23 protein-coding genes and 1 pseudogene are annotated in these 22,237 nt (G+C 45.4%); 12 read left to right on the top strand and 12 right to left on the bottom strand.

The window, feature by feature from the left end:
* Window positions 1–8: 8 nt before the first annotated feature.
* Window positions 9–1,226, top strand: a complete 1,218-nt coding sequence (locus A9E74_RS04440; RefSeq protein ID WP_176718903.1) for a tryptophan--tRNA ligase — start codon at window positions 9–11, stop codon at window positions 1,224–1,226.
* 30 nt (window positions 1,227–1,256) lie between these two features.
* Window positions 1,257–2,204 carry a 23S rRNA pseudouridine(2605) synthase RluB gene (rluB, locus tag A9E74_RS04445; protein ID WP_069295446.1) on the top strand — a complete coding sequence of 316 codons (948 nt, stop codon included), beginning with the start codon at window positions 1,257–1,259 and terminating at the stop codon, window positions 2,202–2,204.
* Here rluB and A9E74_RS04450 read toward each other — a convergent pair.
* The 7 genes from A9E74_RS04450 to ispB form a co-directional block, all read right to left on the bottom strand.
* On the bottom strand, window positions 2,201–3,127 hold the full coding sequence (locus A9E74_RS04450; protein ID WP_069295447.1) for a GGDEF domain-containing protein: 927 nt from the start codon (window positions 3,125–3,127) through the stop codon (window positions 2,201–2,203). The two genes, rluB and A9E74_RS04450, sit on opposite strands and share 4 nt — an antisense overlap.
* A gap of 90 nt (window positions 3,128–3,217) precedes the next feature.
* Window positions 3,218–3,979 carry an SDR family NAD(P)-dependent oxidoreductase gene (locus A9E74_RS04455; RefSeq protein ID WP_069295448.1) on the bottom strand — a complete coding sequence of 254 codons (762 nt, stop codon included), beginning with the start codon at window positions 3,977–3,979 and terminating at the stop codon, window positions 3,218–3,220.
* 8 nt (window positions 3,980–3,987) lie between these two features.
* The gene (locus A9E74_RS04460; RefSeq protein WP_069295449.1) at window positions 3,988–4,353 is read right to left on the bottom strand and encodes a hypothetical protein; all 366 of its coding nucleotides are present in this window, start codon (window positions 4,351–4,353) and stop codon (window positions 3,988–3,990) included.
* A gap of 73 nt (window positions 4,354–4,426) precedes the next feature.
* A complete protein-coding gene (gene hpnE / locus A9E74_RS04465; protein WP_084002916.1) occupies window positions 4,427–5,743 on the bottom strand; it encodes a hydroxysqualene dehydroxylase HpnE in 1,317 nt (438 codons plus the stop codon).
* Window positions 5,712–6,569 (bottom strand): presqualene diphosphate synthase HpnD, encoded by an 858-nt coding sequence (gene hpnD / locus A9E74_RS04470; RefSeq protein ID WP_069295450.1) that lies wholly within the window; start codon window positions 6,567–6,569, stop codon window positions 5,712–5,714. Before hpnD ends, hpnE begins: the two co-directional genes overlap by 32 nt.
* Window positions 6,566–6,868 (bottom strand): (2Fe-2S) ferredoxin domain-containing protein, encoded by a 303-nt coding sequence (locus A9E74_RS04475; protein ID WP_069295451.1) that lies wholly within the window; start codon window positions 6,866–6,868, stop codon window positions 6,566–6,568. The genes hpnD and A9E74_RS04475 overlap by 4 nt, the downstream gene beginning before the upstream one ends.
* A gap of 63 nt (window positions 6,869–6,931) precedes the next feature.
* A complete protein-coding gene (ispB, locus tag A9E74_RS04480) occupies window positions 6,932–7,900 on the bottom strand; it encodes an octaprenyl diphosphate synthase (RefSeq protein WP_069295452.1) in 969 nt (322 codons plus the stop codon).
* A gap of 166 nt (window positions 7,901–8,066) precedes the next feature.
* Here ispB and rplU point away from each other — a divergent pair, with 166 nt between their 5' ends.
* The 4 genes from rplU to proB all read left to right on the top strand — a co-directional run bounded on the left by rplU (window position 8,067) and on the right by proB (window position 10,943).
* A complete protein-coding gene (gene rplU, locus A9E74_RS04485; RefSeq protein WP_069295453.1) occupies window positions 8,067–8,378 on the top strand; it encodes a 50S ribosomal protein L21 in 312 nt (103 codons plus the stop codon).
* A gap of 28 nt (window positions 8,379–8,406) precedes the next feature.
* Window positions 8,407–8,664 (top strand): 50S ribosomal protein L27, encoded by a 258-nt coding sequence (rpmA, locus tag A9E74_RS04490; RefSeq protein WP_014705802.1) that lies wholly within the window; start codon window positions 8,407–8,409, stop codon window positions 8,662–8,664.
* 96 nt (window positions 8,665–8,760) lie between these two features.
* Complete coding sequence (cgtA, locus tag A9E74_RS04495) at window positions 8,761–9,810, top strand: Obg family GTPase CgtA (protein WP_069295497.1); 1,050 nt, start codon at window positions 8,761–8,763, stop codon at window positions 9,808–9,810.
* Between the two features lie 2 nt (window positions 9,811–9,812).
* On the top strand, window positions 9,813–10,943 hold the full coding sequence (proB, locus tag A9E74_RS04500; protein WP_069295454.1) for a glutamate 5-kinase: 1,131 nt from the start codon (window positions 9,813–9,815) through the stop codon (window positions 10,941–10,943).
* 63 nt (window positions 10,944–11,006) lie between these two features.
* On the opposite strand, the pseudogene rpsT reads toward proB, so the two are convergent.
* A pseudogene (gene rpsT, locus A9E74_RS04505) lies at window positions 11,007–11,268 on the bottom strand (30S ribosomal protein S20).
* Between the two features lie 108 nt (window positions 11,269–11,376).
* Here rpsT and A9E74_RS04510 point away from each other — a divergent pair.
* Both A9E74_RS04510 and A9E74_RS14205 read left to right on the top strand, forming a co-directional pair.
* A complete protein-coding gene (locus A9E74_RS04510) occupies window positions 11,377–12,156 on the top strand; it encodes an exodeoxyribonuclease III (RefSeq protein ID WP_069295456.1) in 780 nt (259 codons plus the stop codon).
* A gap of 60 nt (window positions 12,157–12,216) precedes the next feature.
* A complete protein-coding gene (locus A9E74_RS14205) occupies window positions 12,217–12,384 on the top strand; it encodes a DUF6435 family protein (RefSeq protein ID WP_136554864.1) in 168 nt (55 codons plus the stop codon).
* 605 nt (window positions 12,385–12,989) lie between these two features.
* On the opposite strand, the gene recQ is transcribed toward A9E74_RS14205, so the two are convergent.
* On the bottom strand, window positions 12,990–15,116 hold the full coding sequence (gene recQ / locus A9E74_RS04515; protein ID WP_069295457.1) for a DNA helicase RecQ: 2,127 nt from the start codon (window positions 15,114–15,116) through the stop codon (window positions 12,990–12,992).
* 178 nt (window positions 15,117–15,294) lie between these two features.
* Between recQ and A9E74_RS04520 the strand changes: the two genes are divergently transcribed.
* Window positions 15,295–15,642, top strand: coding sequence for a cupin domain-containing protein (locus tag A9E74_RS04520; RefSeq protein WP_069295458.1), 348 nt, complete (start codon window positions 15,295–15,297; stop codon window positions 15,640–15,642).
* A 727-nt stretch (window positions 15,643–16,369) separates the two neighbouring features.
* Here A9E74_RS04520 and A9E74_RS04525 read toward each other — a convergent pair.
* Window positions 16,370–16,906: a hypothetical protein gene (locus A9E74_RS04525; protein WP_218104286.1), complete on the bottom strand. Its 537-nt coding sequence runs from the start codon at window positions 16,904–16,906 to the stop codon at window positions 16,370–16,372.
* A gap of 22 nt (window positions 16,907–16,928) precedes the next feature.
* Window positions 16,929–18,032: a DNA polymerase IV gene (dinB, locus tag A9E74_RS04530; RefSeq protein ID WP_069295459.1), complete on the bottom strand. Its 1,104-nt coding sequence runs from the start codon at window positions 18,030–18,032 to the stop codon at window positions 16,929–16,931.
* Between the two features lie 157 nt (window positions 18,033–18,189).
* Here dinB and A9E74_RS04535 point away from each other — a divergent pair, with 157 nt between their 5' ends.
* From A9E74_RS04535 to A9E74_RS04545, 3 genes are all read left to right on the top strand, one after another.
* Window positions 18,190–19,728, top strand: coding sequence for an AmpG family muropeptide MFS transporter (locus tag A9E74_RS04535; protein ID WP_069295499.1), 1,539 nt, complete (start codon window positions 18,190–18,192; stop codon window positions 19,726–19,728).
* A 12-nt stretch (window positions 19,729–19,740) separates the two neighbouring features.
* Window positions 19,741–20,331: a hypothetical protein gene (locus A9E74_RS04540; protein WP_069295460.1), complete on the top strand. Its 591-nt coding sequence runs from the start codon at window positions 19,741–19,743 to the stop codon at window positions 20,329–20,331.
* An 88-nt stretch (window positions 20,332–20,419) separates the two neighbouring features.
* The gene (locus A9E74_RS04545; protein ID WP_069295461.1) at window positions 20,420–20,800 is read left to right on the top strand and encodes a nuclear transport factor 2 family protein; all 381 of its coding nucleotides are present in this window, start codon (window positions 20,420–20,422) and stop codon (window positions 20,798–20,800) included.
* Between the two features lie 20 nt (window positions 20,801–20,820).
* Here the strand turns inward: A9E74_RS04545 and ppnN are convergent, their stop codons facing one another.
* Window positions 20,821–22,182, bottom strand: a complete 1,362-nt coding sequence (gene ppnN / locus A9E74_RS04550) for a nucleotide 5'-monophosphate nucleosidase PpnN (protein WP_069295462.1) — start codon at window positions 22,180–22,182, stop codon at window positions 20,821–20,823.
* Window positions 22,183–22,237: the final 55 nt, after the last annotated feature.

Below are 22,237 nucleotides of genomic sequence, written 5' to 3' on the forward strand. Positions count from 1 at the left end.
AGATTATTTTGGACACGGTAGCGTATCAGTCACGTCGCATTGTTTCAGGCATGCGCCCTACAGGGCAGCTGCATTTGGGGCATTATCATGGTGTACTGAAAAATTGGATTAAACTACAACACGAATTTGATTGCTTCTTTTTCGTTGCTGACTGGCATGCCTTAACCACGCACTATGAAGATAGTCGGGTGATTGAAGACAGTGTCTGGGAAATGGTGATTGATTGGCTGGCGGCGGGTATTGAGCCTTCATCAGCTTCATTGTTTCTGCAATCTCGGGTGCCTGAACATGCCGAATTGCATTTATTATTATCCATGATCACGCCTTTATCCTGGCTGGAACGCGTACCAACCTACAAAGATCAGCAGGAAAAACTCAAAGAAAAAGATCTGTCGACTTATGGCTTTTTGGGTTATCCCTTACTGCAAAGTGCTGATATTTTGATTTATCGTGCGGGCCAGGTGCCGGTCGGTGAAGATCAGGTGGTGCATGTTGAGTTAACTCGTGAAGTAGCGCGCCGGTTTAATCATATCTATGGCCGTGAAAAAGACTTTGAAGAGAAAGCTGAAGCGGCAGTCTTAAAGATGGGTAAGAAAAACGCCAAGTTGTATAACACTTTGCGTAAAGCCTATCAGGAGCAAGGCGATGCAGAAGCTTTACAAACTGCTCGTGAGTTATTGAAAAACCAGCAAAATCTGGCACTTGGCGATATGGAAAGGCTGTTTGGTTTTCTGGAAGGTGGCGGTAAAGTTATTTTGCCTGAACCCAAAGCGCTCCTAACACCTGCTTCGAAAATGCCAGGACTGGACGGACAGAAAATGTCCAAATCATATGGCAACACGATTTCGTTACGTGAATCAGATCAGTCTGTTGCTGAAAAAATCAAACGTATGCCAACTGATCCTAACCGTGTGCGTCGCACCGATCCGGGTGAGCCGGATAAATGTCCAGTGTGGCAATTACATGAAGTTTATTCTGATGAAGATCAGAAGCAATGGGTTCAACAAGGCTGCCGTACTGCTGGGATCGGTTGCCTGGATTGTAAAGGTCCGCTTATTGATTCGGTTATTGCCGAACTTAAACCTATCCGCGAACGGGCGGATGATTTCAGCCGGCATCCAGAAGATGTACGACGTATTATTGATGATGGCAGTGCTGCAGCAAGAGAAGTAGCTCAGGAAACATTGAGTGAAGTGCGTGCAGCAATGGGTCTGGCTTATAAATAGCCCAAATAAATAGCCTAAGGAAAAATTATCATGGCTGAAAGAATACAAAAAGTACTGGCGCGAGCCGGTTATGGTTCACGTCGATTAATCGAGAGCTGGATCAAAGATGGCAAATTACTCGTTAATGGCGTGGCTGCAACGCTAGGCGATCAAATTTCTGAAAAAGATAGAGTAACGCTTGAGGGCAGGCCTTTATCATCCAAGCGGATCTGGCAACAAAGCATGCCGCAGGTTTTGCTTTATCACAAGCCGGTAGGTGAAGTATGTACCCGCAGTGATCCCGAAGGTCGCAGAACGATCTACCAATCTTTGCCAGTACCGGAAGAAGGTCGCTGGGTGAGCGTTGGCCGACTTGATTTAAATACCAGTGGCTTAATTATCCTGACAACGGATGGGGAACTGGCGAATCAGTTAATGCATCCATCCAACGAAATGGATCGTGAATATGCGGTTCGTGTTCTCGGTGAAGTCACGTCGGAAATGATGCAGACGTTGCGCGATGGGGTCGAGTTGGAAGATGGTAAAGCGCATTTTTCTGATATTCAGCCCGGTGGGGGAGAAGGTGCTAATACCTGGTTTCATGTGGTGATTCAGGAAGGTCGTAACCGTGAAGTAAGACGCTTATGGGAAAGCCAGGGTGTACAGGTGAGTCGCTTGGTTCGTTTGCGTTACGGGCCTGTAATTATGCCTAATAAGCTTAAGCCTGGCCGCTGGATGATGCTGGAAGGTAAAGAGCTGGAATATTTGTATGAAGAGGCGGGATTAAAAGCTAAAGCCACTAAACGCGGAGCTCCAGCAGAAAAGATTTCGGGTAAAAAGGAAGCGCCAGCGCCCGTCGAAAAAGAAAAAGCAGCAAAATCTACAAAGTGGCCGGATAAATCCGCAAAAGCGGCAAAAAAGACTGCTCCAAGATCTGCTGGCAGCGACACATCACCAAGCAAAAGAGGTCCGCGTATTCGTGGACGTAGTGATCGCTAAGCTGTCACTCGGGATGTAACAACCTGATTGCGACCGGCAAATTTTGCCTGATATAACGCTTCATCGGCTTTTAGAAACAAACTATCTGCTGATTCGCCTACGCACAACTCTGCCAGACCAATACTGATTGAAATGGGAAACTTTTGATCGGTATTGGATTGGTTCAATTCGTAAATAGCTGTCCGAAGCCGTTCTGCAGCAAGCAGAGCCGCTTCATGATGGCTGTGGCTTAGCACTATCGCGAATTCTTCACCACCGATACGAAACAGCGCATCGCTACGTCTTAAGCTGGCGAGTAAAGTATCTGCAACACGGCATAAAGTTTCGTCACCGACCTGATGACCGAAACTGTCGTTGATATTTTTAAAGTAATCAATGTCCAGCACTAATAATGACAATGGCAATCGCAAACGATGGGCCAGGTCAATTTCACGTTCAATAGTATTTTTATAGGCTTGGCGATTAGGAAGTTGCGTTAAGGTATCAGTTAATGCCGCATCCAATGCTCGGGCATATTGCAGGCTGTTGCGCAGTGGATAGATAAGTTTGCAAAGCAAATCTTCTAACAGCCGGATCTCATTATCAGAAAAGCGATAAGCACGACTAAAGGTTAATTGCCCAAGATACTCTTGGTCTATCTCGAGCTGATAGTTGCATTTATGGTGGCGGTTGTTTCCCAGTCTGAATTCAAACTTGTTATCAGGGTGGGTAAATTGCAAACCATTGTGGGCGAGTAAGGGTTTTATTTGTTCATCAAACAATCTGAGTAACTGTCTGGTATCGAGCGATGTCTGCAAAATCAATGGCAGTTTGGCTAAAGCATCATCGCGTTCAGCTGAAATCGGACCTGCTTGTATGACGGAAACAGTGTTTTGCTCTAAACGTCGCAGATTTGTTGTGTCTGAATGCAGTAAATGAACCATATAACACGCTCGTAAATAAGAAAATTTACAATAACCATGCTAAAAATATGCCATGGTGTAAATTGTCAATAAATACAGTGTGTTAGATTGTTACGCCAAAACCTTGACGGGTAATTCCATCTGTGCATTCAAGCATTGGCCATGTAAATGGCCGCTTTGGTCGCTGGCAAGGTAAAGATATGCCGGTATTACAGCAGTCGGTTCTGGTAAATGTTGAGGGTCTGCAGCAGGGTAAACTCTAGCATGCAATTTGGTTTTAACCTGGCCGGGGTCGATACAATTGACTCTGACTTTTCCAGCGGCTTCCATTTCGAGAGATAACTGATGACAGAAACATTCTAAAGCTGCTTTGCTAAGACCATAGGCACCACGGTAGGCCTTATCATGTTGGCTGTCAGTGGTGAAAATGATAAAACTTTGTTGCTCGGTGGATTGTAATAAGTTTAGACAAGCATGCGTCAGCAAATAAGTGGCAGTTAAATTTACCTGCAGTGTCTCGGTCCACTGTCTGATATCTTGGTTGGCAATTGGAGCTAACTGACCCACATCTGCAGCACAATGAACTAATCCATCTAATTGTCCAAAGGTATTTTTGATTGTTTGAGCCAGCTGCTGGTAATCGTCGGCATTTGCGCCTTTGAAGTCCACAGGAAAGATAGCAGGTTCAATACCGGTTTCCTGCAGGATAACGTCGTACAGCTTTTCTAGCTGAGCAATATTTTTATCGAGCAGAATGATGGTTGCACCATGTCTGGCGTAGGCCAAAGCAACTTCGCTACCGATGCCGCCAAGGGCACCGGTAACCAAGACAACCTTATTACTGAGTATGGATTGCTCAGCTTGGGACAACATCACAGACTTTATTCAGATTTAGGAACAATACGACCGTAAGTTACTTTGCCATCTAATAATTGGGCAATGATCAAAGCATCATCATTGTGCCATTCCAGTGTTTCCATATTCATTTGATCTAATGTTCTTTCTTGAGCAATATCAGGTTCGCCGTAAGCTGAGATAAGTTCATCTCTTGTCATACCCGCTTGGATGGCATTTGCACTTTCGTCACCAGTTGCTTCGGTAGCTTCAGGCGCTGATTCAACAGCTGCAGGAGCAGTAGTTTCTGTTTCACTGCTATCGGTAACAGCGTTATCGCTTTCGTTACTGCAGGCAATCAGTGCCATGCTCAGAAAAAGACCGGTAAAAATTAAACGCATACGATTTAACATGACATCCCCTCTTTAGGTTTAAATAGACTAATTGGCGAGTATAACAAGCAATTACAAGTATATCGACAGGTTGTTAGGGTAAATTTCCCACTAAAATATTTTCTGCTGCACGATAACCATTCATCACAGCACTTTCCAAAGTGGCTGGATAAGGATTCTCAGCATAGTCTCCAGCGATCCATAGCCCCTGAATGGCTGTTTTGCAGCTGGGTCGCTGGCTGTTTTCAACCACCCCACAACTAAAAGTTGCTCGTTTTTCCCGAATCAAATGAGCTGCCAGATAAGTATCAGGTAGATAAGGTAAAACTTTTTTTAAATCGACAATCACCTCATCAATCAGCTGTTGTTTAGTGAAAGATTCATGAGCGCCGGGACCACTTATCACTATCGCGATCAAGCCGGGGGATTGTTCAGAGCGATCAAATATCCATTGTGACAGCCTGTTACTCAACCCAATAATTGGATGATGAAGTCTTACCTGTGACGGATATTGTAAATACAACGTCGTAATAGGGTATTCCGTTACCTTGGATAAATTAAGCTGCTCAGCTAAAAGTTTATGCAGTGCATTTGGTGCTAAGGCAACAATTATATTTTCTGTGGCAATAAAGTCATCGTCAGCAGTCACAATGCCTGTCACTTTGCCCGCATCGATTACAATCTTCTCAATTCTGGTTTGGATTTTTATGTCGCCGCCATGCTTGAGAATAAATTCCTTACAGGGTTCTGGTAATACATCACCCAAAGGCTTTTTGGGGATAAGCAAGTCGGCAGAATGACGTTTTGAAAGCAGGCTATCACTTAAGGTGGCTGCAAACACATTGGCAGATGCCTGATTTATAGGCGTGTTCATAATCGCCAGACATAATGGTGTCCACAATTGTGAAATAAGCCGTGAGGATTGTCCTGTTGCGTTGCACCATTGAGACACTGTCAAATTATGCGTTTTATCGGGTGAATTCAGTTGCCGAACCAGGGACCAGAAGTTCAACAAGTCCCGCCAGCCAAGACTGGAATACAGTTTAGGTAACATGGCCAATGGCCAGGCTAATAAAGCATGAGCTTTCAAATGTAATGGCTGAAAATGCGGATCGAGGATTTGCAGATCTAATGACTTGCGTTGGAATACTTGGTTTTCTTCTATGCCAACCCGATGCAGCAGATCCAACATTTGTTGATAAGCGCCTATCATCAGATGCTGGCCATTATCAATCTCAATATTTTGCCATTTGACTGTTCGGGCTCGGCCGCCAAGTTGTTTGGCTGCTTCAAACAGTATGGGGTTTTTTCCCGCTTCAGCTAAACGTACTGCTGCCGCAAGCCCACTCCAGCCACCACCGATAATGATGGGTGACATATTACGGGTGACTTTTGGCGAGCTTTTTTTCACGTCGCAAAGTACGCCAGGCTAGCCATAATTTACGGATGGGGGTGAGTGAAATACGCTGCTTCATCACCTGAAAATTATCGCGGGAAATTTCCTGCAAAGTAGTACGGTAGATTTCAGCCATTATCAACGCAGTGCATTGATGATGTCTGTCTTGTGGCGGCAATAGCTGCATAGCCTCCTGATAATACTGCTCCGCACGTTTTGCCTGGAACTGCAGTAATGCGGTTAATTCATCAGTTTGCTGCAAAGCCAGAATGCTTTGTTCGCTAACCCCAAATTGTTGCATTTCATCTAAAGGCAAATATATACGACCACGTTCAGCGTCTTCCCGTACATCGCGGATAATATTGGTGAGTTGAAAAGCGAGACCCAGTTTCTCGGCAAATTTTAAAGTTTGCCGATCTGAGAAACCGAAGATCTGTGCTGAAAGCAGGCCGACAACACTGGCAACACGGTGACAATATAAGGCTAGGTTTTTATAGGCTGGATAACGATGTTGGGTTAAATCCATTTCCATGCCGTCAATGATCTCGTGGAAATATTCTTCATGCAGATCAAAATCTTGCAAGGCATCAGCTAAAGCTTTACCAACCGGATGTGTGGCTTGTCCGTTAAACGTATTGGAGATTTCCTGACGCCACCAAGCCAGAGTTTGTGCTGCAACCAATGGATCACTGATTTCATCGACAGCATCATCTACTTCGCGGCAAAAAGCATATAACGCCATAATGGCGTCACGTTTTTTGGTGGGTAAAAAAAGAAAACTATAGTAGAAACTGGAGCCGCTTTTCGCCGCTTTATCCCGGCAATACTGCTGAGGTGTCATTTTAACAAGCGCTCAACAATTTTACCGTTCACTAAATGGGTGTCGATGATTTCGTCAATATCGGCTTTATCCTGATATTGATACCAAACTCCTTCGGGATAAATCACCATAATCGGGCCTAGTTTGCAGCGATTAAGGCAACCGGAATTATTGACGCGGACTTTTTTTAATTTGAGATCTTTGACCCGTTGCTTGGCGTAGTCGCGCAGCGATTGCGCGCCATGTTCTTCGCAATAATCAGTGCCATCATCACGTTGATGAGTGCAGATGAACATGTGATATTTATATATTTCAGCCATAGTTATTAGCCTAACCAAGCTGGTTCAAATAGACAAAACGGATAAACAATCATAATTCAGCAACTAAAATTGACGTGACACAGCAAAATCGGCCAAACCTACTAAAGCCGCTTTGTACTGTGAATCTGCAACGATATTGAGATTGGCTTTAGCCTGTTCGGCTTCTTTACGTGCCGCTGCCGCTGTGTAATCAATTGCGCCAGTACTGTGGATGATTTCGATAATGTCATTGATTTTATCGCGTTGGCCTTGTTCAATTGCTTCACGAATAATAGCTGACTGATCAGCGGAGCCATGTTGCATCGCATAGATAAGTGGCATGGTCGGTTTACCTTCGGCCAGGTCATCGCCAATGTTTTTACCAATGGTTTCACTAGATGCACTGTAATCGAGTAAGTCATCAACCAGCTGAAATGCACTGCCAAGATGCATCGCATATTGAGCTAAAGCCATTTCGATTTCATCAGATGCATTACTGATTAATGCGCCTAACTGACCCGCAGCTTCAAATAATTTGGCGGTTTTGTGGTGTATCACTTGCAGATAACGTTCTTCAGTGGTGTCGGCATCATGCACATTCAATAACTGTAAAACTTCACCCTCAGCGATGACATTGGTAGTGTGCGACAGGATTTTCATTAAACGCATCGAATCCAATTCCACCATCATTTCGAATGCGCGGGTATAGAGAAAGTCTCCTACTAATACACTGGCTTCATTTCCCCAAACGCTGTTGGCCGTTTCCTGACCTCTGCGCATCGTTGAGTTGTCGACTACATCATCGTGCAGCAAAGTCGCGGTGTGAATGAATTCGATAATGGTAGCAAGATTAATATGCGCAGATGCCTGATGATTACATGCTCTAGCACTTAATAAAGCGATAGCCGGGCGCAAGCGTTTACCACCACTATTAATGATGTAATGTCCGAGCTGATTAATAAGTACAACATCAGATTGCAGCCGATGTTGTATCATTGCATCAACTGCTTCCATATCCTGCTGGATAAGTGCGTAAATGGATTGTATATCCACGGGGCGTTTGTCTGCCTGTCTAGATTAATTAAACGCGTACTTTCTCATGGGTCACGGTGATTCGCAAATAATTCAATTTGCATTTGATCTGTATGTAGAAAGCGGTTAAAATTCCCGGTCTTTTGTTGGGTTACCCACAATAACATTTATTTTTTTGGAGAAAGCGATGTACGCTATTGTCGCGACTGGTGGTAAGCAGTACCGTGTTAAAGAGGGCGAAAAGCTCCGTGTTGAAAAATTGCCAGGTGAAGTGGGTGATACCATTGAACTGGGCGAAGTTTTATTGATCGGTGAAGGCGAAGACATTAAAGTTGGCGCACCCTTCTTAGACGGCGCTAAAGTCACAGCAACAGTGGCCTCAGTTGGTCGTGCGGACAAAGTCAAAATCATCAAATTCCGTCGCCGGAAGCACCATCGGAAACAGATGGGACATCGCCAATCTTATACAGAAATCGAAATCACTGGCATCACTGCCTAAGATTTGACAAATTTAAAGAGGATTTAACATGGCTCATAAGAAAGCTGGTGGTAGTACCCGCAACGGTCGTGACTCCGAGTCGAAACGCCTTGGTGTTAAACGTTTTGGCGGTGAAGCAGTATTAGGCGGCAACATTCTGGTTCGTCAACGCGGCACTCGTTACCATGCAGGTCGTAACGTTGGTATCGGTAGAGACCACACATTGTTTGCGACAGCCAATGGTAAAGTTGTATTCGAAACCAAAGGTGCGAACAATCGCATGTTTGTCAGCGTTATCGCTGAATAAAGAATTTGTTAGCCCGTTGGGGCAAACAGCTGAAAGCCCCGCTGATGCGGGGTTTTTTGTTTGTGGCAATTATTAAAAAATTATCTGGTCGGCAGTATGAAATTTGTTGATGAAGCGAAAATAAAAATCAGCGCGGGTGCCGGCGGTAATGGTTGCCTGAGCTTTCGTCGTGAAAAATATATCCCCTTCGGTGGTCCGGACGGCGGTGATGGTGGCGACGGGGGCGATGTGTATTTGCTGGCAGATACACAAGTAAACACCCTGATTGATTTCCGCTATAAACGTAACTTCAAAGCGCAACGTGGCGAACATGGCCGCGGTAAACTTTGTAGCGGTGCCCGTGGCGAAGATTTGATTATTAAAGTTCCTGTAGGAACCGAAGCTTGGGATGAAGACACCAACGAACTGATTGGTGATCTAGCCAAACACGGTGACAAACTGATGGTGGCTAAAGGTGGCTGGCATGGTTTAGGTAATGCCCGTTACAAATCCAGTATTAATCGCGCGCCTCGCCAAACCTCAGACGGAACCCCAGGCGAAGAGCGTACTTTGCGTCTGGAAATGAAACTATTGGCCGATGTTGGTTTATTGGGTTTACCTAATGCCGGAAAATCGACATTTATCAGTCAAGTTTCTGCCGCGCAGCCCAAAGTAGCCGATTATCCTTTTACAACTTTGCATCCTAATCTTGGTGTAGTAACACTTAAAGATGTGCGCAGCTTTGTTATTGCCGATATTCCTGGGCTGGTTGAAGGAGCGGCAGAAGGTGCTGGTTTAGGTATCCAATTTCTTAAGCATTTAACCCGCACTCGATTGCTTTTGCATCTTGTTGATATGGCACCAGTCGATGTCAAACAGGATCCGGTTGAAAGCGTTAATATCATTAACCGCGAATTACTCCATTACAGCGAAGCGCTAGGTAAACAGCCGCAATGGTTGATTCTAAACAAAATGGATTTGGTCCCGGATGATATCCGCGACGAACTCACACAAGAAGTGTTGACCCGGCTTAATTGGCAAGGTCCTGTCTACAAAATCAGTGGTCAGACTGGTGAAGGTTGCGCGAAGTTGTGTGAAGATATCATGCAATATCTTGATGATTTACGTCAGAGTGAGCAGCCTCCCGCTAACCCCATTGAGGAATAATTGTGGAACATCCGCATCAGCAACTTTTATCAACCAAGCGTTGGGTGATTAAAATTGGTAGTGCTTTATTAACCAAGCCGGGAGAAGGCTTGGATGTGGATCGTATTCGCTGGTTAAGTGGTGAAATTGCCGAGCTGAGAAGTCAGGGCAAAGAAATCGTTCTAGTCACCTCTGGCTCGGTCGCCGCAGGTATGCAAAGACTGGGCTGGCGTCGACGCCCACATGCTTTGCATCAATTACAAGCTGCAGCCAGTGTGGGTCAGATGGGACTTATTCATGCTTATGCCACTGCTTGTGAGCAACATGGCATTCATACCGCCCAAATTCTACTGACCCATTCTGACTTGGCTGATCGTGGTCGCCATTTGAACGCTCGCAGCGCATTACATACTTTGCTTGAGATGGGCATTCTGCCTGTCGTTAATGAAAACGATACCATCGCCACTGACGAAATCCGTTTCGGTGACAATGACACGTTAGCCGCAATGACCGCCAATCTTGTTGAAGCAGATGTATTGGTTATCTTGACCGATCAGGATGGCTTGTTTGATAGTGATCCGAGATTGAATCCTGATGCCAGAATGTTGGCAGCTTCTGCAGCCAATAATCCAAATCTGGATGGTATGGCCGGTGATAGTAAAGGCGAGTTAGGTCGCGGTGGTATGGCAACTAAATTAGCAGCGGCCAGACGTGCTGCAAGATCCGGTGCGACTACGGTGATTCTATCTGGTAAACATCCATTGAATTTACGTCATCTGGCGGCTGGTCAGGGCGTGGGCACGTTATTATGGCCGGATATCAAACCGATTAAAGCCCGTCAGCAGTGGCTTGCCGGACATTTAATTCCTAAAGGTCGATTGATGTTGGATGACGGTGCTGTGTCGGTGATCAAGGAGCATGGTCGCAGTATTTTACCGGTCGGTGTGCGTCAGGTGGATGGTCAATTCACTCGTGGTGAACTGGTTTTATGTACTGATCTGCAGGGTCGGGAAGTTGCTCGTGGTCTGGTAAATTACAGTGCAGATGAAGCAGTACGAATCATGGGGCAGCCCAGTCAGGCGATTCAAAGCTTATTGGGATATGTAGATGAACCGGAATTAATCCATCGGGATAATTTGGTGGTGACTGGATAAATGTCAGACATAAAAAAACCGGCGAGAGCCGGTTTTTTTTAGCTGATTCTATAGAACAGTCAATTACATTGCGCGGACAGCGTTATTTAAACGACTTTTGCCACGAGCAGCTGTGTTTTTGTGAATGATGCCTTTACGAGCCATACGATCCAGAACGGGTACAGCCGCTTTAAATGCAGCTACAGCTTGTTCTTTATCACCAGCAATAATTGCTTTTCTAATTGCTTTTACTTTTGTACGCATCGCAGAACGCTGACTAGCGTTTAACTGACGGCTAACTTCTGCCTGACGGGCGCGTTTTTTTTGCTTGTGCTGAGTTTGCCAAAGTATTTCTCCTAAGAATCAGCTATTTGTATATGAACCGGGCATTATCCTGATTTTGCTACCATTTGTAAATGGTATGATGCCTTCTTTTTTCAAGCACGAGTGAATGATGCGAATTATAACAGCGAATTTGAATGGGATCCGAGCCGCTGCACGAAAAGGTTTTTTTGTCTGGTTAGCCAAACAAGACGCGGATGTAGTGTGTATTCAAGAGACTAAAGCGCAAGTACATCAACTGGAAGATAAAATTTTTACTCCCGAAGGCTATCATTGTTATTACCACGACGCGGTCAAAAAAGGTTACAGCGGTGTGGCAATATACAGCCGTCAACAGCCCGATGAAGTTATTACTGGCATGGGCAATGCCGAGTTTGATATCGAAGGTCGTTATATTGAAGCCAGATTTGGCAATTTGAGCGTAATTTCCTTATATCTGCCATCAGGTACTTCTGGCGATGAGCGGCAACAGGTCAAATATCGCTGTATGGCTTATTTTGAAACCAAGATGCAGGAAATGAAAGATTCAGGCCGTGATTTAATCATCTGCGGTGACTGGAATATCGCCCATAAAAACGAAGATATCCGTAACTGGAAAGGCAATCAGAAAAACTCCGGTTTTTTACCAGAAGAACGCGCCTGGCTGGATAAATTATTTTATGAGATGAATTTTGTCGATGCGTTCCGTGAACTGCCGCAAGCTGAACATGAATACACCTGGTGGTCTAATCGCGGGCAGGCCTGGGCTAATAACACCGGGTGGCGCATTGATTATCATATTCTGAGCCCAAGCCTAAAAGGCAAAGTTAAAGCCACCGATATTTATCGTGATGAACGTTTTTCTGATCATGCGCCAATGACCGTGGATTATGATTATTCGATTTCAAAATAATATATGAACTTTAGCGACGTGATTGCCTCTGAATAGCACATCTATCCAGAGGCAACGTTCATGTTTTCATTTTTAAAATCAGATCCGGTCAAAAAACTAAAAAAGCAACTTGCTGAAAAACAAGAGCAGGCGATGTTGGCGCAGCGTAATGGTGATATGCGAAAGTTTGCTGTGCTTACTGAGGAATCTCAGGAGTTGGTGGATAAAATTAAACGGCTTGAATCCTAATCCAGGGTAGGTTGGGTTGAGGAACGAAACCCAACAATCTGATTGATATTTTTGACCTTGTCGCTGCCGCTGGGCGTTCATTTATTTTGCTTGCCCAAAATAAACGAACCAAACAAAAGGGCAGCCCATGCTCGCCCTGCGGGTCCCCTGCGCTTCTCGATCTGGTCGGGCATGACGGAAACTCCCTACGGTCAAACAGCCGTCATGCTGATCCGACCAGCTCTGCGATGCTCGGCTTCGCATAAGGGCGTTAGGGAGAACCGTTGAGGTTGGCGATAAAATCCCCTTTTGTGCTGCCGGTAAAAATGGTTAACTCAGGATAAGAAATCGGAATGTTTGAGCGCAGCGAGTTTTTTCGATTTCCCTGAGATAACCATTTTTATCGGGGAGCCGCAGGCCAGCACAAGGGGTGCCTTTTCTTTGGTTCGTTTTCTTTGGTGCAAACAAAGAAAATGAACTCGCCTCATAGGGCGAAACCTTCAAAGCCAAACATCTTCAATTGTTAGGCTTCATTGAATTCAATCCAACCTACGGAAAATGTTGATATCGCCGAGTGGTGGCGTATGTGAAAAGTCAGAAGCCAAACAACTTTACCATTAAAAAATTTAATAAATCGAAGCCCTAACACAACGAATCACTCCATAGTCATAGGCTTCATCCAATGCTTCAAAAACGTTTTTTAAGCTGTCAGCTTCATCGCCCAGCGATTCAATGGTTGAGATGATTTCATTAAATTCATTATCAGCCAGATCCAGCACTTTTTTAACATCCAGCAAACCAGCTTCAATGCCATCTGACAAGTGACTGTATACCGTGCTCACTTTCAATTCGCGCTGTTTGGCAATCTGCTCAGGATTCAAACCTTGTTCATGTAGCATCAACGTTTGATTCACCGTGTCGCGTAAGCCGTTATTTAATAATTCTGATAATGGATGTTGCTGAATGACGGATAAAAACCGCTGACCATAATTTTCCAGTTTTTGTGCGCCAACACCTGAAATACGTGCCATGGCTTGCATATCTTTAGGGCGGGTCTGACACATTTCCTGCAAGGTTGAATCATGAAAGATCACAAAAGGCGGCACGCCATTTTGCTGGGCGATCTCGGTTCGTAGTTGGCGTAAAGCCTCCCATAGTTCTTGATCCTGCGGTCGTACGCTCGCCTGTTTTTTATCTTTTTTGCTGAGAGTCTGTTTCGCTTGCTGTTTACGCAACAGCAATTTTTGTTCGCCGCGTAAAATCGCCCGGCATTTTTCTGTAAGGCGCAACGCACCATAGCGATTGATATCAATATCCAGATATCCGGTGGCAATAAGTTGTCGGAAGATACCGCGCCACTGTGTGGCGGTCAGATCTGAGCCAATGCCGAATGTACTGAGCTGATCATGCTGGTTTGTCTTGATGCGTTCATCGTCACTGCCTACCAACACATCAATTAAGTAATTCACCCCAAAGCGCTGGTCGGTGCGATAGACACACGACAAGGCTTTCTGGGCAACTTCGGTGGCATCAAAATGCTCTGGCGGATTCTGACAGTTATCACACTGGCCACAGGTTTCTGGTGACGTTTCATCAAAATAGGCGAGCAGGGCATGCCGCCGGCAACTGATGGATTCGCATAAGCCCAACATCGCATCGAGTTTGTGATGTTCAACACGTTTGATGATCTCCGGTGCATCAGAGTTCTGCATAAACTGACGCAGGGTGATGACATCCTGCAGCCCATAAGCCATCCAGGCATTGGCCGGTAATCCATCACGCCCGGCGCGACCGGTTTCCTGATAATAGGCTTCGATATTTTTCGGCAGATTTAAATGCGCGACAAAGCGTACATCGGGTTTATCAATACCCATACCAAACGCGATGGTGGCGACAATAATCACCCCTTCTTCGCGTAAAAAACGCTGCTGATGATGCGCCCGCATTTGTGAGGTTAAACCTGCGTGATAAGGCAAAGCGACTCGGCCCTGATCGGTCAGCCACTCAGCAATTGCCTCGACCTTTTTACGCGACAGGCAATAAACAATCCCGGCATCGTTGGCATGCTGAGTTTCAATAAACTGCCAAAGCTGTTGTTTGGCCTGATTGGCCTCCGCAATGGCATAAAAAATATTGCTGCGGTCAAAACTGTTCAGATACACATTGGCATCATGCAGATTGAGCTGTTCGATGATCTCAACACGAGTACGTTTATCGGCGGTGGCGGTCAGCGCAATACGCGGGATATCCGGAAAGCGTTCATGCAACATACGCAGCTGCTGATATTCCGGGCGGAAATCATGGCCCCATTGCGACACACAATGTGCTTCATCAATGGCAAACAATGAAACCTGAATGCGAGATAGCATTGCCAGGGTGCGTTCATTTAATAAACGCTCGGGTGCCACATACAGCAAATCTATCTGGCCGGCTTCAAGCTGTGTCTCAACAGCATGGGCTTCAGCAGCCGATAAACTGGAATTCAAAAAAGCCGCGTTTACGCCCAGTTGTTGCAACGCCATCACCTGATCCTGCATCAAGGCAATTAATGGTGAAACTACAACTCCGGTTCCCGCACGAATTAAAGCCGGAATTTGATAACACAAAGATTTACCACCGCCAGTCGGCATCAACACCAGCGCATCACCACCGGCAATCACATGATCGACGATGGTTTGCTGGTTATGACGAAAAGCATTGAATCCAAAAACGCTTTGTAAAACATTAAGCGCTGTCTGTCCGGTAGTTTCCATGAGAAATTCAGTTAACAAATAAAAGCCATCATTATGGCAAATTGCCCTTGGTCAAACATTGAATGTGGTCGATAAATTCGGTTTATCGATAAAAGGTAGGCAAAATAGGGCGAGCAAAAACGATCTTTCATCTCAGAACCTTCTGATTTGGGAGGTAAATCTAACTTTAGGAATGAAAATGAAAGAAATTACAGTTGATAGCAACCCGAGTGAAGCAGTGTTAAAAAAATTGGGCGTTGCTCACTGGCCAACATGGGAAAAAGGCGTATCGGTTTTCCCGTGGGCGTTTGTCACGACAGAAATCGCTTATATCATTGAAGGTGAGTGTGAAATGACACCTGCCGATGGTGGCCCATCAACAACATTTAAAGCTGGTGATTTAGTGGTGTTCCCGAATGGTTATAAAGGCACTTGGGAAGTTAAAAAAGCTTTGAAGAAGCAATTTAAGCACAAGGATGGCAATTTTGTGAAATGTGCTCTTAGCCGTTTTAAAATTTTGAAAAATAAATTTAAATCAAAAGCTTAATATGTAGTGTATTGCCTGTTTATTTGGGCTAAATGCAATGAAGCTCAACAGAATCTGTCATTTCCGATCAGTCGGAGTTTGGTGGCATATGTAGGTTGGGTTGAGGTACGAAACCCAACAAATCAAAATTTTTTTGGCACAAGGTTTCGCCCTATGGGGCGAGTTCATTTTCTTTGTTTGCACCAAAGAAAACGAACAGAAAAGGCACCCCATGTGTTGGCCTGCGGCTTCACTGCGTTGCGTTTTTTGTCAGGGAGACTCACCAAACTCGCTGCGCTCAAACAGGTAAGTCTCTAATCCTGACAAAAAGCCGCTACTCGCCAACACAAAAGGGGAATTTGGGAATGGCTGTAGGTTGGGCTGAATGAAATGAAACCCAACAATCATTACATAAATCTTCATTGTTGGGCTTCGCAAGCTCAGCACCAACCTACAAAAAGTGCTGATAACGCCCTTATGCGAAGCCGAGCATCGCAGATCAGTTTGGATCAAACATGACGAGTGTTTGAGCGCAGCGAGTTTTCGTCATGTTCCAAACTGATTGAGAAGCACAGGGAACCCGCAGGGCAAGCATGGGCTGTCTTTTTGTTTGGTTCGTTTATTTTGGACAAGCAAAATAAATGAACGCCCAGCGGCAGCGACAAGGTCGAAAATATCAATCAGATTGTTGGGTTTCGTACCTCAACCCAACCTACGGGCTTAACTCACCCTACGCGTTGAACTAAGCCTATTTGGTGGGTTGCTTATATTTGTTGAGCATCTCTGGCTGATGTTGGGCCAAATTGAATAATCGTTTAAAGATACCGTCTTTCAAAAAGTGAAGAAGTTCTACGAACTTCCAGACATCGGCTTCGGAAAGATGCAGGCCCTCGTCAAATTGGAAATGCGCCATCTTTGCATCAAAATCCGAAATATCAAATGTATGGCTCCGGAAGTGCATTTCCTCTTCATCTGAATGGGCAACGATTGTTTTTCTAATATAAATAAGCTTATCTCTAAGTTCTTTCTGTTTCTTGCTTAGTTGAATACCTAACGAATTTAGCCCAAGAGTTGTTTTACCGCGTGAAGTTACAAACGGTCTTGCAAAAGATATGATTGCCGTTGCTTCGAAGCACTTAAATCGTCGAAGCTCTACTCGTGAATATTTCTCTTTGTATTCGCACTCTTCTAGTAGAAAAGTCAGTGCAGAGAGCGCTTGTTGAAAGTCCCACAATGAGTAAATAACACGGTCTAATTGAGCTTCGGTGAGATTGATTTGATTCATAACAAAGCCTTTTTAGAACTTATTATCTTTTCATTAAGTTATTGTCACTTAAAACCAAATCTAACTGCGGATGTATCTTCTCATCAACCACCGGCAAATCAAACCCACTCAAACTCAACCCCACCAACCTAACCGGTTTAAGCCCAGCTTCAGTCCGAGCCAACAACTTCGGAATCCATTCCAGCAAATCAGCAAAGCCAATACTTTGATCCATCGTTTGTGCTCTGGTGACTTGCTGAAAGTCAGAGTATTTCACTTTGACGGTGACCGTTCTACCTTGCATATTGTGTTTGTTGAGGCTGTCGAGCACTTGTTCTGAGAGGTCGAGCAGGATGTTGGTTAGCTCGGGGACGGAGAGAATATCTTCGGCAAAAGTTGTTTCTTTGCCCAGTGATTTACGGATACGTTGACTGCGGACGGGCCGTTCGTCGATGGCTCGGGCGATGTTGTAATAATACTGACCGGATTTGCCGAAGCGTTCGGTAAGTTCGGTTAAGAATTTCTGCCGTAAGTCATTGCCGGTATGGATGCCGAGGTTTTTCATTTTGGTTTCGGTGGCGGGGCCGATGCCGTGAAATTTGCCGATGGGTAGTTTGTTTACAAATTCCTGACCTTGTTCTGGGCGGATCAGATAAAGGCCATCGGGTTTGTCCATATCGGAGGCAATTTTGGCGAGAAATTTATTGTAGGAGACGCCGGCTGAAGCGGTAAGGCCTGTCTCGGCGAGGATTTCAGCTTTGATGGCTTTGGCAATTAACGTGGCAGAGCCATTAAACGATTCAGTGTAAGTGACATCCAGATAGGCTTCATCTAGAGAAAGCGGTTCGACTTCTGAGGCATAACGCCAGAATATTTCGCGGATCTGGTTGGATACTTCTTTATAGGCGTCAAAACGGGGACGGACAAAAATGGCTTCTGGGCATAAGCGATAGGCCCGCGATGAGGCCATTGCAGAATGAATACCAAATTTGCGCGCTTCATAGCTGCAGGCGGCAACGACGCCACGGCTGTCAGGTTGACCACCAACGATCAACGGTTTGCCTTTCAGCTCAGGAAAGTCGCGTTGTTCAACCGAGGCATAAAACGCGTCCATATCCACGTGAATGATTTTTCGTTGTTTAGCCATTAAAAATTCGTGTGTATGAGTTCTCGGTATTTTCTCATAATCCATATGCGGATGTGCCAATAGATATTGCTATCTTGATCCGACAGTCATTTCAGAGTGGATTGCAGGCAGCGTCAATGTTACTTTAGCGAATTAAACCTCATCAGTGAGCTTACGTTTGATTGCAAGTATCCGTTCCTGGCAGGAAAGTCTGCGGGCTTTTTTTACCCCCCAAGTTGTCACCATGCTGTTTCTCGGTATTGCAGCGGGGTTGCCGTTATTACTGATTTTTTCCTCCCTCAGCCTATGGTTACGTGAAGCGGGCGTTGATCGCAGCGCAGTTACCTATTTCAGTTGGGCGGCGCTGGGTTATTCCTTCAAATTTGTCTGGGCTCCACTGCTGGATATCTTGCCGTTACCGATTTTGCATCGGCTGTTAGGTCGGCGACGTAGTTGGTTATTTCTGTCACAGCTGATGATTATTGCCTCGATAATAATGATGGCAATGGTCGATCCGGCAACGCACTCGCTGACCTTAATGGCTGTTGCGGCCGTGTTACTGGGCTTTTCAGCCGCGACGCAGGATGTGGTGATTGATGCCTATCGTATCGAGTCTGCGGATACTCGTTTGCAGGCATTAATGTCTGCCAGTTATATCGCGGGATATCGAATCGGCATGCTGATGGCCGGTGCCGGTGCGTTGATGTTAGCCAGTTATTTTGGCTCGGAAATGGGTGAATATGATTATCTGGCGTGGCGTCAAAGCTATTTAATTATGGCCGCGTTGATGTTGATTGGTGTGGCCACCACCTTGTTAAGCCCAGAGCCGGAAGTAAATAAAAAGGTTCATGAAGATCGCAAGCGTGATTATCTTGGGTTGATGCTGACATTTGCATTGTCGATAAGCGGGTTTATCGGTTGTTTTTATCTCACCGGTGACTGGGCGGTTCAGGCAAGATTGCAATTACTTTCGGTGTTGAATAATGGACCTTTGGCGGCGGTAGCGGTTGAGATGGTGCGTTTGGTGCTGGCAACCATTGTGGCAGTGATTATCGCCAGAATGCTGATATTAATGGGCTGGGTTCAGCAGAGTATTGTGCATCGCAGCTATGTGGAGCCAGTGCAGGATTTCTTTAAACGTTACGGCATGTCGATGGCGTTGTTATTGCTGTTGCTGATTGGCTTGTATCGTATATCCGATATTGTGCTAGGCGTTGTGGCGAATATTTTTTATCAGGATATGGGCTTTACCAAACCGGAAATTGCTACGGTGGTGAAAACCTTTGGTTTGTTTATGACCATTGTTGGTGGTTTTCTCGGCGGTATTCTGGCCTTACGTTTTGGGGTGATGCGCATTCTGTTTATCGGAGCCGTGTTATCTGCACTGACCAATCTGTTGTTTATGTTACTGGCCCAAATGGGTAATGACATTGTGATGCTGTATATCGTTATATCTGCTGACAATCTGTCCGGCGGTATGGCCAGTGCCGCGTTTATTGCATTTTTATCCAGCCTGACCAATATCTCTTTCACGGCAGTGCAATATGCCATTTTCAGTTCGCTGATGACCTTGTTGCCGAAAATACTCGGCGGCTATTCCGGCACGATGGTGGAGAGTATTGGCTATGAACAGTTCTTTTTGCTGACCGCATTAATGGGAATACCGGTGTTGCTGTTGGTTTTCCTGGCTGCCAGGCGTTTTCGAATTGATGGTTAGCTAGGCATCGTTATGTGGCGCTGGCTATTAATTATCGTAGTGATTTTTTTCGGCTGGCGTCATTGTTCAACGGCTGAGATCAGCTATGCCGCTCCTGACAAAGTCATTGATCAAGCCCCTCAGCAATCTGAGGTGTCAGGTTTGCAGCCAATTTCTTTTGATAAGTATGCGATTCAGCCTGTAGCGGAATTTGCTCTGGAGGCCAGAGTCTTGGCTCGGGAAGACTATTGGTTGGGGCGTGAAGCCGATTTATCTCCCACCGATTTGGTATTGGGCTGGGGAGAAATGGCGGATCCCCAAGTTGTTAAACAGATCAATATTCGCCAGTCCGGTCGTTGGTATTTCTGGCAGGTTGATTCATTTCCGATTCCGCGCCGGAGTATTGAAACGCAAAGTGCCAATATGCATTTGATCCCGGCTAATGATGAGGTCGCCAGAACGCTTAAGCAGATTAGTCCCGGACAATTGATTACCCTGCAGGGCTATTTGGTAAATGTGAATGCTGATGATGGTTGGCGTTGGCGCAGTTCGCTTAGCCGCGAAGATATCGGTGCCAATGCCTGTGAGTTGATTTACGTAAAGCAGTTGAAAATCATTTCCTGACAACCGTTTTAAGTGAGCTTGTAGCGGGAAATATCCCCGAAAAGTTTATGTTATGTTGGACAGATTCCTAACCAACAAGGAGATTTCCATGTCCAATACCGCTACTTCAATCAGTGATTACGAAGCTATCACCAAAGTCATACAGCACTACATAGATGGTGCCGTTTCAGGCCGGGGTGAGCTTATGAAACCGGCCTTTCATCAGGATGCCACCATTTACGGTTATGTTGGTCCGGATTTATTTGCTGGTCCCATTCAGGGCTTATATGACTGGAATGATGAAAATGGTCCAGCCAAAGATATGCAGTCGAAGATTACTCATATCGATGTGGTTGGCACCGCGGCCAGCGTCAGGCTCGAATCAGATAATTGGACCGGTCATCGCTTTACCGATTTTTTCAATTTATTGAAAATTGATGGCAAATGGCAGGTGATGAATAAAGTATTTCACCTGCATGACGAGGCCTAAATAGCCCCTAAGCTGCTGGTTTAATCCAGCAGCTTGTAACAGGGTTTGTAGGCATTTTCGTCTTGTCCCAGTTTCATGCGTTTTTCGCGGACAAAGATACGTAACAAGTCATCAATGGCTCGCATTAAATCCGGATCGCCGTTGATGATGTAAGGCCCGTGTTTCGCCACTTCGCGAATACCAAATGCTTTAACATTACCGGCAACAATCCCGGAAAATGCTGAACGTAAGTTGCTGGCCAGTTCATGACGCGGCATATCCGGATATAACCTTAAAGATGCCATATTTTCATGAGTGGGAATAAACGGCTGTTGCAACATCGGATCAATATGCAACTGCCAGTTAAAGTAATAGGCATCCTGTGATTCCCGACGCGCTTGATGCACGCTATCCACAGCTTCGCGAATGATATGTCCAACAGTTGCCGGTTCGCCGATAACAATTTGATACAGCTCAGCAATTTCATCGCCCAGACAACGACGCAGGAATTTATCCAGCGTATCGAAATACTCGCGACAGGATTCCGGACCGGCAAATACCAGTGGAATACCTTGTTTGTTTTCCGGATGCAGCAAAATGCTCAGTAAATAGAATATTTCCTCGACTGTGCCGACGCCACCTGGAAACACAATAAAACTGTGACCCAGACGGACAAATGCTTCGAGGCGCTTTTCAATATCCGGCATGATCACCAGTTCATTGACGATGGCATTAGGTGATTCGGAAGCAATAATACCCGGTTCACTGATGCCGATATAACGGCCGGTTTTTACCTGTTGTTTGGCATGACCTACCGCCGCACCTTTCATCGGGCCTTTCATAGCACCGATGCCACAGCCGGTAATGATATCGAGATTTCTTAAACCCAGTTCATATCCCACATGTTTAGCGTAATCATATTCTTCACGAGGAATTGAATGACCACCCCAACAGACCACTAGATTCGGGGTGGTATTGGGTTTGATGGCATCTGCATTTCGCAGAATCATAAACACACTATCGGTTATCTGTTCTGAGGTTGGTGAGGTTTGCCCGGCAAGGATTTTGAAATCTGTATAAACAATGTCACGCAACGCCGATGATAAATGCTCCTGAATACCACGAATAATCTTATCGTCAACAAACGATTGGGCCGGTGCATTCTTGATTTCCAGTACAACGCCACGTGATTGCGGCACCAATTTGATATCAAAATCGGCATAGGTATGCAGAATTTGCTCGGCATCATCCTGATAACTGTCAGTATTTAAAATTGCCAGAGCACAATCGCGAAATAAACGATGCAAATCTTCGCTGCTATTGCTGATGCGTTGAATTTCTTCCTGGGACAGCAGATTTAAGGTTCTTAATGGGCGAATCGTGGTGTATTCAATTTTGTTCATAGACTTCTATTGATAAAAAAGGCGAGTCAACATACTCCCACTGTTGCGAGTGGGA

The organism is Methylophaga muralis (assembly GCF_001720165.1).
GTDB lineage: Bacteria > Pseudomonadota > Gammaproteobacteria > Nitrosococcales > Methylophagaceae > Methylophaga > Methylophaga muralis.

Bases quoted from the DNA above. Each gene is read 5' to 3' on its own strand.
- rluB (WP_069295446.1), top strand. From the start codon at position 1,257: ATGGCTGAAAGAATACAAAAAGTACTGGCGCGAGCCGGTTATGGTTCA.
- A9E74_RS04450 (WP_069295447.1), bottom strand. From the start codon at position 3,127: ATGGTTCATTTACTGCATTCAGACACAACAAATCTGCGACGTTTAGAG.
- A9E74_RS04455 (WP_069295448.1), bottom strand. From the start codon at position 3,979: ATGTTGTCCCAAGCTGAGCAATCCATACTCAGTAATAAGGTTGTCTTG.
- A9E74_RS04460 (WP_069295449.1), bottom strand. From the start codon at position 4,353: ATGTTAAATCGTATGCGTTTAATTTTTACCGGTCTTTTTCTGAGCATG.
- hpnD (WP_069295450.1), bottom strand. From the start codon at position 6,569: ATGACACCTCAGCAGTATTGCCGGGATAAAGCGGCGAAAAGCGGCTCC.
- A9E74_RS04475 (WP_069295451.1), bottom strand. From the start codon at position 6,868: ATGGCTGAAATATATAAATATCACATGTTCATCTGCACTCATCAACGT.
- rplU (WP_069295453.1), top strand. From the start codon at position 8,067: ATGTACGCTATTGTCGCGACTGGTGGTAAGCAGTACCGTGTTAAAGAG.
- rpmA (WP_014705802.1), top strand. From the start codon at position 8,407: ATGGCTCATAAGAAAGCTGGTGGTAGTACCCGCAACGGTCGTGACTCC.
- cgtA (WP_069295497.1), top strand. From the start codon at position 8,761: ATGAAATTTGTTGATGAAGCGAAAATAAAAATCAGCGCGGGTGCCGGC.
- A9E74_RS04510 (WP_069295456.1), top strand. From the start codon at position 11,377: ATGCGAATTATAACAGCGAATTTGAATGGGATCCGAGCCGCTGCACGA.
- A9E74_RS14205 (WP_136554864.1), top strand. From the start codon at position 12,217: ATGTTTTCATTTTTAAAATCAGATCCGGTCAAAAAACTAAAAAAGCAA.
- recQ (WP_069295457.1), bottom strand. From the start codon at position 15,116: ATGGAAACTACCGGACAGACAGCGCTTAATGTTTTACAAAGCGTTTTT.
- A9E74_RS04520 (WP_069295458.1), top strand. From the start codon at position 15,295: ATGAAAGAAATTACAGTTGATAGCAACCCGAGTGAAGCAGTGTTAAAA.
- A9E74_RS04525 (WP_218104286.1), bottom strand. From the start codon at position 16,906: ATGAATCAAATCAATCTCACCGAAGCTCAATTAGACCGTGTTATTTAC.
- dinB (WP_069295459.1), bottom strand. From the start codon at position 18,032: ATGGCTAAACAACGAAAAATCATTCACGTGGATATGGACGCGTTTTAT.
- A9E74_RS04540 (WP_069295460.1), top strand. From the start codon at position 19,741: ATGTGGCGCTGGCTATTAATTATCGTAGTGATTTTTTTCGGCTGGCGT.
- A9E74_RS04545 (WP_069295461.1), top strand. From the start codon at position 20,420: ATGTCCAATACCGCTACTTCAATCAGTGATTACGAAGCTATCACCAAA.
- ppnN (WP_069295462.1), bottom strand. From the start codon at position 22,182: ATGAACAAAATTGAATACACCACGATTCGCCCATTAAGAACCTTAAAT.